Raw genomic sequence first — 15,310 nt, forward strand, 5'->3', positions numbered from 1 at the left:
AAATTGGTTTACCAAAAATACAATAATTATTATAATCTCAAAATATTTTTTAAACAATAACTGTAAACTTATTTATAATGAATGTTTTAACTAAAATTAAAAAGCAAAATTCTAAAAATCACATATTATATACACCACCATTAATATCAAGTGTGGCACCAGTAATAAATCCGTCATATTCAGAAGCTAGATATAAAACTGCTCTGGCTACATCATCAGCATTACCTGCACGTTGAATTGGAATTCCAGAAATTGTTGCGTCTGCTGATTCTTTAGTTGTATGAGTATTATGAAATGAAGTACCAAGAATAAGTCCTGGAGCTACAGCATTTACTCGAGTTCCTTGAGGACCAAATTCTGTTGAAAGTGCTCTAGTATATGTTAATATAGCACCTTTACTGGTTGCATATGCTAGAGAACCAGGATGCCCGCCTTTACGTCCAGCAAGTGATGCCAAATTTACAATACTACTTTGAGCATTTTTAGCTAAATGAGACGATGCAGCTTTTGTAACAAACATCATAGAGGTAAGATTTATATCCATGACCTTATTCCAGAATTCTACTTCCATTTCGTTTAGCATTTTACGAGCTACAAGAGAACCTGCGTTGTTAATAAGTATATCTAAACCTCCAAAAGCTTGTACCGTTTTTTCAACCAATACATTAGCATCTGCTTCTTTTGTTAAGTCACCATTTAAAGCAACAGCTTTCTGCCCTTTACTGATTGCAAATTCCACTAATTGATTTGCATTATCAGCACTAGAAAAATAATGTACTGCAACATTAGCACCACTATCTATAAAGTGTTTAGTAATTGCCTCTCCAATACCTTGAGCGCCAGCAGTGATGAGTACATTTTTCCCAGTTAATTTATCGTTTATGTTCATTTTATTCATAAATTAATTAATCATTTTTAGTAAAATAACCTTTGTTAGATATGGAAGTATCACTAACAGTTATGCTTGCTGTTTTAAACCAAACTTCAGCATAATTTCCATCTTCATATTGTTTTTGAATATCACCTCCATATGTCTCAGCACCAGAACACCAATTTTTATTTACTTCGGGAGATTTTCCATTAGTTTGATTATAACAACCTAGCTTAAAAAAACAGCCTTCATCTGCATAGGCTTTTTTGCGCTCAACTCCATCTTGACCTATTGGAACAAATAATTTTTGTGTTTGTTCTGGTATATCTGCAGTTGTGCTATATTCAGATTCAATTAAGTTTTTTGTAAACGTTTTGGTTTCACGCCATTTGCTAGCGAACTTTAACTTCATAACACCAGCTTTAACCTCAATTTCATAACTAAATTCTTCACCTAATGCTATACCATCTTTGGGTTCATCTGGATATGCATTTTCTTTATCTCCAACAACAGAAAAATCATGACCCCAAACCGCTGTAGAATAATCCCATCTTCCAGAATTATCATCACCTTCTGTATTAATTTCATAATGCCAAAAAACAGAACCTTTTGTATGACCAGGAAATTTTTTATAGAATATTTTAAGTGGCTCGTTTTCATGCCCATCTGCGCTATGAATCTGGCCTACAACTACAGAATACGAAGCCGCTACACGCGCATCTCCAGTTACTGACACATTCATTACTTTAAGAGTTGCTTTCAATTTGTCATCTGCTGTTGCAGGGTACCATTTTTTTACTTGAGCCAATTCGGTTCTTGTATTATTTGAAGTACCATGTGTGTCACCAGCATTTGGTGCTTTAAATACAACCCAATTCTTTTTATCATCATTTACTGTATAAAAAAAGTCTTTGTGCTGAAAGTTATTTGCATGACCTACATTTGAACCATCACCTAAAATTAAATTCCAATTATTAAAAAAAGGAATAACATCATTTGCGAAAACGATTTTTTTTTCTTCTTTTTCTTTTGATTTTTCAGCACTCTTTTTACAACTATTCAGCATTAGGAAGGTACCAAAACTGATGAACAATGATAATAATGCGATATGTTTTTTATTCATTTTTAAGAATTTATTAGTTTATAAAAATCCCTCTTTTTATATCTAGTTGAATGTTATTAAAAATAATTTAGTAATGCTACAATACCATTATAAGAAATAACTAGTGAGAAAAATAACGCTGCAAACATTCCAATATAAACACCAAGACTGGTTTTATAATCTTTCATCACTTTTTTACTTTTTAGCATTAGTATAATTCCTAATATTACTATTGGCAACACAAATACGTTAAATACCTGAGAAAGAATTTGAACCTCAATTGGGTTTGCACCAAAAGCGGGACCTATCAAAGCTACCAGACATGCAATAGCAGTTATAATTCTAAATTGGCGAGAATTGGTATCCAACTTACCAGATTGATAATCTGCAATTAATAGTGGTGCGATTAACAGGCAAGGAAAAATAGAAGACAAACCTGCACTTAATGCTCCAAAGAAGAAAATAGTAACCGCCCATTTACCTGCAACTGGTTCTAAAGTATTTGCCATATCTAACACATGCGTAACTTCTTTACCTTGATAATATAAGGCTCCTGCAGCTACTGCCATAATAGTTCCACTAATAACAAATATTAAAACAGCCGCAGTAATAGAATCCCTCTTTTGCTGATTTAAATTTTCAATAGTCCACCCCTTTCCTTTTACAAATAGTGGACGAGATAAAAATGTTGCTGCTGCCATAGTGGTACCAACAAATGCGGCAACCAACATTTTGCCACCAGGAACGTCTGGTATTGTAGGGATTAAACCTTTAACTACATCTATAGATAATGGTTGCACAAAAAATAATGAGAATAAAAAAGACAAGCCCATTAGAGTTACAAATATGACTAGTATCTTCTCGAAGAATGTGTACTTCCCAACGAGCATTAGTAAGTAAAATGTAACTATTATTATAATAGCAGTAATTAAAACAGTTTCATATTTAAAAGCACTTAATCCATCAAAATTTACTGCCAATATTTCAAAAATAATATTAGAAGAAATTCCTAAAATTCCCATTAAAGAATTCCATTGACCAAATGTGATGCCTACAATAATTAAGATTGCTAAAACCTTACCGAATTTTAAATGTTTTTTGAATCCATAAAGCGCAGTTTCTCCTGTAATCAACGCATAATTACCATAAGCAAACATTAAAACTCCCGAAAAGAAACAACTCAATAAAAGCACCCATAACAATTGCATATTAAACTTACTACCAGCAACTATCATAGAGGTTACACTACCAGTACCAATGGTGTAACCAATAGCAAATATTCCGGGACCAAAGCCTAATACAATAGCAATAATTCTTTTAATTAAAGAGGTTTTATCTTCTGTTTTTAACATTGTTTTGTAGTATTAGTTAGTTTTTCCAGTTGGTATGATAAAATTTACCTGAATCATCATCAGTTCTTTGATAAGTATGCGCTCCAAAATAATCACGTTGCGCTTGAATTAAATTTGCAGATGAATCTGCAGTAGTATATGTATTTAAAAAATTAACAGATTCACTTAAACATGGAATGGCTATCTCGTTTAAAATACATTGTGAAACAAGTTTATTAGCTGATGGCCTTAAGACTTGTAGTTGTTGTTTAATACTTTCGTTTATTAATATAGACTTAGATTTTTTAAAAACTTCTACTAATACTGCCATTAAATCTGATTTAATAATACAACCAGAGGTCCATATCCTTGCTATTTCACTTAAGTTTAAATTCCATTTATGAAATTTCGAAGCCTCTTCTATTAATTTAAAGCCTTGATAATGATTAATAATTCTAGCAAATTGGTATGCATTCAACAAATCAATTAAATCTATTTTTATATTAGAAGAATCATTATTTCCAAAGGATATGTTTGCTTTAATTCTATCCTCTTTAAAAGAAGACGTATAGCGCGCAAATAAAGAAGAAGCTATTAGTGTACTGGGGATTCCCAATTCAGCAGTAGCAATAGTAGCCCAATTACCTGTGCCCTTGTTTCCTGCCTTATCTAATATATTATTTATTAACCAGTCGTTATTTTCCTTTTTCCTAAGAATATCAATGGTGATATTCAATAAATAACTATCTACATCTTTTTTCCAAATTTCTAAAACTTCTGCAATTTCATCAGGCGTTTTTCTGGTTGCTTTAAAAATACTAAAAACTTCTGCTAATAATTGCATTTCAACATATTCAATACCATTATGTATCATTTTAACAAAATGACCACTTCCTTCAGGGCCTATATATGCACAACATGGAAGTCCATTCCTATCATGAGATGCTATAGATTCTAAAAAAGGTTGCACAGATTTATAAGCCTCTCTACTACCACTAGGCATAATGGATGGTCCTTTTAAAGCCCCTTCTTCTCCACCAGAAACCCCAGCTCCAATAAAATGAATGTTTTTAGATTTTAGATACTCAAACCTTTCTTTAGTACTATTGTAATTTGAATTCCCTCCGTCAATTATAATATCGCCTTCACTTAAATATGGTAATATATTTTCAATAACAGCATCAATTGTTTTTCCTGCATTTACCATGAACATAATCTTTCTTGGTTTTTGAATAGAATTCACAAACTCCTCAAGATTATCAAAAGGCAATGCAGATGATAATTCAGTATGCTTTTTTTTAAATTTTAAAGCCACATGTTCTTCAACGCCATCAACATGTCTGTTATACATTGATATTTTGAAACCATTATTTGACAAATTTATACATAGGCTCTTCCCCATTACCCCTAAACCAAGTAAACCAAACTCTGATTTTTTCATCAACTCTTTTTTTATGTTCTCAATAATTTCTTTTGGTGAATTATCAATATTACAAGTTATAGCGTTTGTAGGTTTTTCTAAGGTATCGAATTGAGATTTGAGTAACTCAGAAGGCATGAAATGATTCTTCCTTTTATTTATTCGATTATAAATGGTATCAAAATCCCCAAATAAATAAATCCATTCAATTTCGTTTAGAATCCCATCACTCAGCAACTCTCTATACTTATTTTTTAAAGCAGAACAAACTAAAATGCAACTGTTATTTTTTAATTGCTCCTTTATTAATTGATTTAAAGTTGATAACCAACCATGTCTATCATCATCATTTAGAGATTCTCCGCTAGACATTTTTTCTACGTTATGTTTTGAATGATAATTATCACCATCAAAAAAAGGCAGATTCATTTCATCAGCTAAAAGTTGCCCAATGGTACTTTTTCCAACACCTGAAACCCCCATTATAATTATTACCCTTCTCAATGTTTTATTTACTAGGTTTAGTGGATGCTCCTAGAGTAGCTTTTTTAAACCAAACCTCAGCATAGCTTCCATTTGCATATTGCTTTGCTATATCTCCTCCATAAATTTCTGATTTAGTGCTTTTAGCATTTGCCTGGTTATAAGCACCTTGCTTGAAATAATTGATTTCACCTGCGTATGCTATTTCACGTTCTACCCCTCCTCCTTTTTCTCTATTTGCATATACTTTTATTACTTGCTCAGGAATATCTGCTCTAGTTGCAAACTCTGATTTTATTAAACTCTTGGTAAAAGTTACAGTTTCATGATCTTTACTTGTAAAAGTTAAGTACATAATTCCTTTATACACATTTACTTCGTAACTAAATTCTTCTCCTAACTCAATTCCATCTTTTGGCTCTTCTGGAAAATCAGTTGGACTTGAACCTACAATTGAAAAATCATGACCCCAAACTGCCGTAGAATAATCAAATCTTCCAATATTGTCTCCTTGTGTATTAATTTCATAATTCCAAAAAACAGAACCTTTGGTGTGCTCTGGAAATTTTTTGTAATAAATTTTTAAAGGTTCATTTTCATGACCTTCATCACTATGAATTTGCCCAATAACAACTGAAAATGAAGAAGCTGCATTTGCATGACCTGTAGTAGACACATGCATCACTTTTAATGTTCCTGTTAATTTACCTCCTTCTTCAGGAATCCAATGCTTTTTTTCTCCTAACTCTGTTCTTGTATTACTAGATGTTCTTGATGTTACTCCAGAATTTGGTGTTTTGTAGACTACCCAATCTGTTCCGTTTTCATTTTCAACATAAAAGAAATCATCCTTTTGAAAATTCACTAAGCTATCAGAACGGGTTCCATCTCCTAAAAGAATTTTCCATTTATCCATAAATGGAATAACATCGCTTGGGTATTTTACCTCTGATGCTGATTTTGAATCTGAACTTGAATTATCTACTCCAGTTTCTTTAGAATTTTGTTTACAGGCAATCACTACTAAAAGAGCAATTATAAGAACTATTATTTTTTTCATTTTGATTGATTTTATAAATGTAGTCTGATTAAAATCTACCTTTTTATAGCACCAGAAGTATCTCCTTGCATTAAACTAATTACGTTGTCTAATGATACTATATTTACATCCCCTGGGACTGTATGCTTTAATGCGCAAGCAGCGGAAGCAAAATCTATTGCTTCGTTGTCTTTATAATGCAATAGGCCATATATTAACCCTGCTGCAAAAGCATCTCCAGTGCCAACACGGTCAATTATGTGAGTAATGTTTAGCATATCGGTTTTAATATATTTTTTTCCATTCCACAATTTGCCTTGTATTTGATGGTGCGAAGCACTTAGTGTACGTCTAGTTTTTTTGACTACTTTTTTCACATTTGGAAAAAAATCTATTAGCTGTTTAGCTAAATCCTTAAAGTTGTCTTCTGGTTTACCGAGTCCAAACATTTCGCGAATACCGCGGCTACTTGTAATCACAACATCAGAATTTTTTACTAAACCTGGAATTACTTCCTGCATGGTTTTACCGTATTTCCACATGTTATCTCGTGAGTTAATGTCACCTGACACCATGATTCCTAGTTTATTTGCAGTTTTAATGGCATCAAGGCAACACTTTGCTGCTCCATCAGAAATAGCAGGTGTAATACCTGTCCAATGAAACCAATCAGCATCTTTAAGAACTTCTTCCCAATTGACCATAGAAGGTTCTATTAAAGAGAAAGCTGAACCTTCTCTTTCGTAAATTACTTCGCTCGGTCTATGCACAGCTCCTTTCTCTAGAAAATATTTACCCATCATGTCACCACCATAGATAACATGTTCAGTACTTAACCAGTGTTTCCGTAAAAATTGTGTAGCAGCTTTTCCTATTGCATTATCTGGAAAACGTGTAACGTGTGCAGCTTTCATTCCTAAATAGGCGCAAGAAATAGCAACGTTTGCCTCACCACCTCCATAAACGAGTTCGAATGAAGAAGCTTGCGAAAACTTCTCATAACCAGGAGGTGATAAACGCATCATAACCTCACCAAATGTTACTACTTTTTTTGGCATATTTTTTAATACATCAATTTTAATTTTAAATTTTCTTCAGTTTTTATTTTTCCAGAATTGGTTAAACTGTTCTCTGATTCTATATTATTCTTTGCTCCCCATAAAATAGAAACAAACTGCACAGGATTATTTATAAATGTATTTTTAGTAATATTTACATTAACAATACCTCTATGATTTAAAAGCATTTTATTTTTCTCTTTAGCACCACAATTAGTAAATGTGCTATTAGATACTAATAAGTTACCACCAATAGTAGATTCATCATAACCTCCTCTATAATAATCAATAACATTTTCTTTTACATTGTTGAAAACACAATTGCTCACGGTTAAATACTCGGTGTTATAATCACCTTTATCGTTTGTTTCTTCAGATAATTCAATTCCGTTTTCACAGTTTGAAATTGATGTATTCTCAAAAGTAATACGTTCAGCAAATGATTCTTTATAGGCTTTTAGCACATAACCAAAATCACTTATTTCAGAATTTGTAACCGATAACCCAAAATGATTAGACATGTTTTCTTTTAAACTTGCAAAAGCGAAGTTTGATGCATTTCCTTTTAGGTTCAAATTATTGACAGTTAACTTACCATAAGGTTGTAAAGAAAACAAAGGTGTTTTAGCAGTGCCCGAATAAAATAGAACCATTTTAGTTTTGTCTTCAGACTTTATTGTTAGGGTTTTGTTTATTATCAGGGATTCTTTTATGAAATGCTTACCTGATTCTAAAATAATAATATCACCATCTTCAGCTTCATCAATTTTAGATTGAAGATTATCATTTATAGCAACTAAAATAGTATTTGGTTCTTTTTCTTCAACTTCATTAGAAAACCAAGTTGTTCCATATTTAGATTTATCTAAAATATTTGGATTGGAAACATTTTTACCTGTAATTGCCCCAATACTTTTATCGTCTTTTCTAGAAACACCTAATAAATCTACTTCTATAGTATTAAAATCGAAACCATTATATGCCTCAAAACCCTCAGGTATCCCTACTGGTATATAAACATTATCAGATAATTTTCTGAGTTCTAATGACGCTTCAACAATACCTTTATCAAAATCTTTAAAAGCTATACCTTGATTGTTTATAACGTTACTTTTAAAGGTAACGCCATCAGCTTTATCATTTTCAACAATAATAGATTCCAATCCTTTTTCATTATAAATTACATTATTAGCTACTGTAGTTCTAATTGCCCTAGCTGAGCGGATTTCAGATTTTGGTAAAACATCAGCTTGAGCAATATTTGTACCAACGCCAAATTGCCATGGTGAACTACAATTTACATATGTATTATAAGCTACCAAAACATCAGTTACTTGGTTGTAACGGTTTAATGGAGACTTAGGAATACCATTCATAACGGCTAACGGGCTCCTAAAACTCTTTCCTTTTAGATTAAAAAAGTAATTATTAATTACCCAATGCCCTGTATTAATTATTCGGATTCCGCCGTAATTCTCATTGACTCCGTCTCCTATAAAATAATTACCATCTATCGTCGCATAATTACCATGTCTGGTAACTAAAGAGCCTTCACTTTTATAAAAAACATTATTCTTAAATACATTAAAATTTGTTTTACTGGAAATTACTTCCACTTCACCGTTACATTCTTCAAATAAGTTGTTAGCTACATATGTATGACTTGGAGACATTGAAGTATAACTATCACCTAATTGAATCGTTTCACCACTTGGACCTCCTTTTACTGGCCTTGGTCCAAAATGATTATTAATTATTTGATGGTAATTATTAATACTTTCAATACCTGCAATACTAACTCTAACTGTTGGTCCTCTATTTGTTTTTCCTGCTATATAGCAATTGCTTAACTCATTATGTCGCCCCCAAAACTGAACCCATAAATCGCTATTATCTCGCTTAGGTTTGTTAAAATCTTCTATAACACAATTAGTGACTTTACAATTATTTGCAATTTCATCATCGCTTATTTTAAAATCTACAACAGAACCAGATGGTGAATATCCATTTTTAAAGTGTAAACCTTCTACAACTAAAAACTGTCCGCCAAATTTCAAAAAAGATTTTCCTTCTATAGATACTTTACCATTAGTTTCAGCTTTTAAAACTATTGGATTTTGTTGAGTTCCTTGACCTCTAAATTTTATTTCTACATCACTCCAAACACCATTAGCTAAAACAATATTATCACCTGGATTAGCATTTTTAATAGCATCATTAAGCTCCTCAATATTATCTACTTGTATTGCATTTTTAGTAGGTGACTCTTTACAGCTAACACTATATAGTAAAATGCATAAAAATATTAAGGTGACATTTTTAAATAAGTGACTCATGGTAGAATTATTTTTATATTATTTTTAATTAAAACCCATTAAATTAAACAAAAGAAGCCTTCTATTTTAATAAAAGGCTTCTTTTAAACTAATCATAATAATTATTCAACTATAATTTTTTTAGTTAAGCTTCCATTATCAGTATTTACTTTTAAAAGATAAATACCACTATTTAAACTTGAAATATCTAATCTGCTATTAACTAAATTATTTGAGAAAATAACTTTTTGCCCAACAAGGCTGTACATTTCAAAAGAAGAAATTTGAACATCTTTAGACTCTATTTGGATGTAATCATTTGCTGGATTAGGGTAAATATTTATTTTACTAGTTAAAGCATCTTTTGTTGATGCTGTAATATCTTCTTGAAGCGAAATATTATCCCAAAACGTTTCAGTACTTTCATCAGCAGCGCCTAATGATCTAACATAAATTACAACAAAAGTATTTGATGCAGTAAAAGTTGATGTAAATGTAGCCCAAGTAGTAGATGGTGAAACAGTCATAAAATCATCACGAATACCAGCAGCCACACCTCCATCAGTATTAAGAGCAACTTCATCGACAATTTCAGTATTTAATATGTATACTTCTGAATCAACAGTAGCACCAGAATCTGCTTTAGAATCAAAAGAGAAATTGTAATCGTTACCAATAGTAAGACCCACTACCTTTTGATATAAACGACGGGTAGATTCAGTTACTACAGGGTCTCCGTCCTCATCGTCATACAACTTAACGCCTCTTGTTCCTCCATTTCCGCTACTTGTAGAACCTGGTTGTTCATCTACATCTTGACCAAAGGCATCAGACGCATCGAAATCATCAGTAAAATCATATTGATCTTCAAGCCAATCTTCTAAAGCCTGATTTCTCCAACCATCTGGATTATTGGCAGCATCATATCTATATGGGCTTGTTATACCACCATTTAATGTAGTATTAGGTGTCATATCCCAAGCATCTGCATTATCGCTGGTGTTACTAGTGTCTGAGCCTGTTCCGTGTTCATCACAAGTGCCATTTTTAACAAGTTCTTGACTCCAGCTATAATTAAAACACAAACAAAACACCAGTAAGGCGTATAAAGTACAAGATTTTTGTTTTGTAAAAAGTAATTTTGTTTTCATAATTATATTGTTTAGAAAGTTATTTAATTCGAATTAATAATCAAGTGGATTATTTGGTTTTCCAATCTGGTAAACCAGTTTGGTTTTCCAAATATATCTATATTTGTATAAAAAACAAAGTTTTAGAAGCATTTTTAATTATATAAAGTAAATTCATGGAACAAATAACAGAATTAACACGTAATCAACTTCAGCAGATAAGTACAGCTACAATTGCTACTTGCTTATTTAAAAAAGGGCTAAAAAATCAATTTATACAAAATGTCATTCCATTGACTGAAGTTAAAAAAAATATGGTCGGGCAAGCTTACACGCTACGTTACATACCAGCAAGAGAGGATTTAAATCCTATATCTGTTTTTAAAAATCCTAAACACCTTCAACGCGTTGCTGTTGAAGAATGCCCAAAAGGTTCAGTACTTGTAATTGATAGCAGAAAAAATAGTAGAGCTGCTTCTGCAGGGTCTATACTTGTTACTCGTTTAATGAAAAGAGGTGTTTCTGGAATAGTAACGGATGGGGGTTTTAGGGATAGTAAAGAAATTTCAGAATTAGATTTTAATGCTTTCCATCAGAAACCATCAGCTCCTACAAATTTAACATTACACCAAGCTATTGATATAAATGTTCCTATTGGATGTGGAGATGTTGCTGTTTTTCCAGGTGATATTATTGTTGGCGATTCTGATGGAGTTTTGGTTATACCTGCGCATTTACTTGATGAAGTTGTATCTGAATGTTTAGAAATGACTTTATATGAAGATTTTGTAATTGAAAAAGTAAATAAAGGGGATTCAATTATTGGATTATATCCTTTAACAAATGATTCCAATAAAGAAGCATTTAATGAATGGAAGAAAAAGCAATAATGGTATATTATCTTTCATTAATTATAGTTTAAAAATTGTTTTTTCTATCTAAAAATAGAGTTTTTGCTTGCCAGTTTGACAAAATTGATAAATTTAAAGTAAGATTTAACTTTCTTTATATAAAGAATTTTATGATTTATATTTATTTTTTGTAGCTATTTTCAAATATTTAACTTCGATACACAATTGTATTTAAAATAATGATTTTCAGAGTTTTAAGACAATAAGTGAAATTTAAATATGTATTTCATCGGTTTTTTTTGCGTTTCATAGAGTTTGGCGAATTAAAATTCTATATTAGCCTCTCAAAATTCATTAAAATCCCAAATCTGATGAAAAAAATTACCCTCTTAAGTTTAATGCTAATATTAATAGCACAATTAAGTTATTCACAATCCCTTATTTCAAAACGAATTAAAATCAATAACCCAACAAAAGAACAACTCTTAAAAGTTCGAGAAGTTGGTATTGATTTATCGTGCGGCGCTGTATTCGATAACAACAACCTGATTTTAGAATTAGGAGGAATTGAATTAAACGCTTTAGATAACCAAGGTATAAGTTATTCTATTTTAGTTGAAGATTTAATTGATCATTACAAAAAGAAAAATGATATAGAACTTCCTATAGCCAAAGCAGAATTAGCAGCTAAAAAAGCTCAAAAGGTTGCTAGTAAATCTTTAAGCACCAAAAGTGAAAGCATTGACAATTTTATACAATATGAAGGGTGTTCAGAAGTAAATTGGGCAGTACCAACCAACTTTAATTTAGGAAGTATGGGTGGTTGTTTAACTTACAGTGAGGTTTTAGCTGAATTAGATCAAATGAGAGCTTTATATCCTAATTTGATATCAGTAAAAACAGATGCATCACCTGGAACTGTTACAAATGGTAATTCTTTTACTGACGGTCCTGGATCGACTGTTTATGATACTTGGGCAGGACAACCAATATATTATGTAAGAATATCAGATAACCCAGATACAGATGAGGCAAACGAGCCAGAATCTTTATATTCTGGGATGACACACTCAAGAGAGGTAAGTAGTATGATGAATTTAATATACTATATGTGGTATGTTTTAGAAAATTATGGCTCAGATGCAGGTATTAAAAACTTAGTAGACAATCATGAAATGTATTTTATTCCTGTAGCTAATCCTGATGGGTTGATGTGGAATGAACAAATAGCACCTAGTGGTGGTGGATTGCAACGAAAAAATTTAGGAGATTATAATACAGGTGACAATGCTTTAAGAGGTGTCGATTTAAATAGAAACTACGACTACTTCTGGGGAAGCCATGCTATTTATGCTAATGGTACTGTTGGATCATCTGGATCAACAAATAGTAATGTTTACAGAGGACCTAGTGCTTTTTCTGAACCAGAAACTCAAATTGTTAGAGATTTTTCAGCGACTAGAGAATTTAAAACTGCTATGAATCATCATGCCAGTTCTAATTTAATACCGCATTCTTATAACGGATATCCAGGTTCAACTGGATCAGGTAGAGAATCTGAATATCATAAGTTTTGTCATGATATGACACGTTTTAATAGATATATCTATGGAGAAGCTCCAGATATACTAACCATTGCAAACGGTGATATGAGTGACTGGATGCTTGGAGGTGCTGCAGATTTAAATGGATCGACAGGTTCTGGCCAAGGTATTTTAGCCCTTGCCCCTGAGAATGGTTCATGGATTACAGCAGATGGTGAAGGTGGTTTTTGGCCAAATGCAACAAAAATTGTTGAGATTGCTCAAAGAGCTGTAAGGATGAATTTTGTAAATGCTTACCATAGTGGAAAGTTTGCTCAGTTTCATGATTTAAATCCTAGCGATATAAATACAACTTCTGGTAATTTAGAATTCGGATTAGAATATTTAGGTCAAACAATAGGAAATATTACACTTAATGTTACACCTGTTTCAGGAAATATTACATCTATTACACCGCCTTTAACTCAAACTGGTTGGAGTAAATTAGAACAACGAACAGTAACTGCTGCATACACTTTAGATGCTGGAATTCAACCAAATGATGAAATTGAATTTCAAGTCACTTTAAGTAATGATGATGGATATGTGATGTATCAAGCAAATATTATAAAACTTTACAATCCTTCTGTCTTATTTACAGACAATCCAGACATAGATAATTTAACAAACTGGACTGCATCAGGAGGTTCTTGGGGTACAATAACCACTACAGATTATAATGGTAATAGCACTACAGCTATTACAGATTCTCCATCTGGTGCTTATGGAAATAATCAATCCAAAACATTAACTCTAAACTCAAGTATTGATATATCATCATCATCAGCTTCAATTGTTCAGTTTTTTGCAAAATGGGACTTAGAACGAAATTTTGATTATGTCCAAATTGAAGGTTCAACTAATGGTACAACTTGGATTCCACTTTGTGGGAAATATAGTAAACCAGGATCAAGTAGATCTACAAACAGATATAGTAGCACTTATAGTTCAAATACAAGTACTGGAAAATCTACTTCAGACCAAAACAACCAACCTACTGGAGAATCAATTTATGATGCAGATACTATGGACAAATGGGTTATGGAAGAAATTTTAATTGATGGAACAGAAAACAATTTCTTATTTGGAGCTTCAAATGCACGTTTCCGTTTTGTTTTTGATTCAGATAATACGAATAGAGCGGATGGATACCCTACTACTTTTGACGGATTTATTTTTGATGATTTTAAAATTATTAATGTTGAAATACCATGTGTACTTTCTGTACCTACTAATGTTACTATTTCAAGTATAAACACAACTAGCGCTTCAGTTTCATGGGATAATATTCCATCTGCAACTTACGACTTAAGATACAAAGAAATAAGCTCTGGAACATGGATTGATGTTACTGATTTAACAAGTTCAAATTATAATCTAACTGGCCTTAGTACCTCTACAGATTATGAAGTACAAGTAAGAAGTAAATGTACATCTAGTAATTCTGCGTTTTCAGCATCTGCAAATTTCACTACTCTGGCTGTTAGTTACTGTGATTCATTTGGAAATAATACAGATCCATATACCACAGCTATTACTTTAGTAAATTTAAATGATGGATCATCAGACTTAATAAATTTTGCTAGTGTTGGAACAACAGCTAGCTCATACACAGATAACACAAGTCCAGCTGTTGATATATATGTTGGTGATACAGCAACTTTAGCCGTCAATCTTAATACAGATGGAAACTATACAATTCATGCATATGCTTGGATTGATTGGAATGCTGATGGTGATTTTGACGATACTATTAATTCTGAACCTGAGTTTTATGATCTTGGAATTGCAAATAATACTGCAGATGGACCTACAAATATCCAAGCAAGTATTGAAGTACCAGCTTCTGCAGCAATAACTCAAGTAAGAATGCGAGTTTCTGCAAAATATAACCTAGACCCAACATCATGTGAAGAAAATTTTGATGGTGAAGTTGAAGATTATAACTTAAACATTCTCCCAAGTTGTACAAAACCTGCCGATGATGTAACCAATGCAATTATTTGTTCTGGGGAAACTTATGTGTGGGCTGCTAACGGTGCTAGTTATACAACTAATCAATCTGCACTTACTATCACTAATGATGGTTGTACTGCTGATGATGTACTGAACTTAACTGTAACACCA

The 15,310-nt window shown here is 32.1% G+C and carries 10 protein-coding genes; 2 read left to right on the forward strand and 8 right to left on the reverse strand.

What is annotated here, in order from left to right; genetic code table 11:
• Positions 1-118 precede the first annotated feature (118 nt).
• From DIS18_RS12980 to DIS18_RS13015, 8 genes are all read right to left on the reverse strand, one after another.
• The gene (locus tag DIS18_RS12980; RefSeq protein ID WP_245925696.1) at positions 119-898 is read right to left on the reverse strand and encodes an SDR family NAD(P)-dependent oxidoreductase; all 780 of its coding nucleotides are present in this window, start codon (positions 896-898) and stop codon (positions 119-121) included.
• A gap of 7 nt (positions 899-905) precedes the next feature.
• Positions 906-1,994, reverse strand: a complete 1,089-nt coding sequence (locus DIS18_RS12985; RefSeq protein WP_109353507.1) for a polysaccharide lyase family 7 protein — start codon at positions 1,992-1,994, stop codon at positions 906-908.
• Between the two features lie 56 nt (positions 1,995-2,050).
• Positions 2,051-3,325, reverse strand: a complete 1,275-nt coding sequence (locus DIS18_RS12990) for an Nramp family divalent metal transporter (protein WP_109353508.1) — start codon at positions 3,323-3,325, stop codon at positions 2,051-2,053.
• A gap of 16 nt (positions 3,326-3,341) precedes the next feature.
• On the reverse strand, positions 3,342-5,228 hold the full coding sequence (gnd, locus tag DIS18_RS12995; RefSeq protein WP_245925698.1) for a decarboxylating NADP(+)-dependent phosphogluconate dehydrogenase: 1,887 nt from the start codon (positions 5,226-5,228) through the stop codon (positions 3,342-3,344).
• A 4-nt stretch (positions 5,229-5,232) separates the two neighbouring features.
• Positions 5,233-6,267, reverse strand: a complete 1,035-nt coding sequence (locus DIS18_RS13000; protein WP_109353510.1) for a polysaccharide lyase family 7 protein — start codon at positions 6,265-6,267, stop codon at positions 5,233-5,235.
• A 35-nt stretch (positions 6,268-6,302) separates the two neighbouring features.
• Positions 6,303-7,304 carry a sugar kinase gene (locus DIS18_RS13005; RefSeq protein WP_109353511.1) on the reverse strand — a complete coding sequence of 334 codons (1,002 nt, stop codon included), beginning with the start codon at positions 7,302-7,304 and terminating at the stop codon, positions 6,303-6,305.
• A 5-nt stretch (positions 7,305-7,309) separates the two neighbouring features.
• Entirely contained in the window at positions 7,310-9,640 is a 2,331-nt protein-coding gene (locus DIS18_RS13010; RefSeq protein WP_109353512.1) for a chondroitinase-B domain-containing protein, read from the reverse strand.
• A 101-nt stretch (positions 9,641-9,741) separates the two neighbouring features.
• Positions 9,742-10,770, reverse strand: a complete 1,029-nt coding sequence (locus DIS18_RS13015; RefSeq protein ID WP_109353513.1) for a T9SS type A sorting domain-containing protein — start codon at positions 10,768-10,770, stop codon at positions 9,742-9,744.
• A 155-nt stretch (positions 10,771-10,925) separates the two neighbouring features.
• Here DIS18_RS13015 and DIS18_RS13020 point away from each other — a divergent pair, with 155 nt between their 5' ends.
• Positions 10,926-11,639 (forward strand): ribonuclease activity regulator RraA, encoded by a 714-nt coding sequence (locus DIS18_RS13020; RefSeq protein ID WP_109353514.1) that lies wholly within the window; start codon positions 10,926-10,928, stop codon positions 11,637-11,639.
• Between the two features lie 332 nt (positions 11,640-11,971).
• Positions 11,972-15,310: M14 family zinc carboxypeptidase (locus tag DIS18_RS13025; RefSeq protein ID WP_181364052.1), on the forward strand; the 3,339-nt coding region annotated here is incomplete at its 3' end.

The sequence above is a fragment of the Algibacter marinivivus genome, from assembly GCF_003143755.1.
Classification (GTDB): domain Bacteria; phylum Bacteroidota; class Bacteroidia; order Flavobacteriales; family Flavobacteriaceae; genus Algibacter_B; species Algibacter_B marinivivus.

Coding starts and splice junctions, on each gene's coding strand:
- DIS18_RS12990 (WP_109353508.1), bottom strand. CDS start 3,325: ATGTTAAAAACAGAAGATAAAACCTCTTTAATTAAAAGAATTATTGCT.
- DIS18_RS13010 (WP_109353512.1), bottom strand. CDS start 9,640: ATGAGTCACTTATTTAAAAATGTCACCTTAATATTTTTATGCATTTTA.
- DIS18_RS12980 (WP_245925696.1), bottom strand. CDS start 898: ATGAATAAAATGAACATAAACGATAAATTAACTGGGAAAAATGTACTC.
- DIS18_RS13020 (WP_109353514.1), top strand. CDS start 10,926: ATGGAACAAATAACAGAATTAACACGTAATCAACTTCAGCAGATAAGT.
- DIS18_RS12985 (WP_109353507.1), bottom strand. CDS start 1,994: ATGAATAAAAAACATATCGCATTATTATCATTGTTCATCAGTTTTGGT.
- DIS18_RS13015 (WP_109353513.1), bottom strand. CDS start 10,770: ATGAAAACAAAATTACTTTTTACAAAACAAAAATCTTGTACTTTATAC.
- DIS18_RS13005 (WP_109353511.1), bottom strand. CDS start 7,304: ATGCCAAAAAAAGTAGTAACATTTGGTGAGGTTATGATGCGTTTATCA.
- DIS18_RS13000 (WP_109353510.1), bottom strand. CDS start 6,267: ATGAAAAAAATAATAGTTCTTATAATTGCTCTTTTAGTAGTGATTGCC.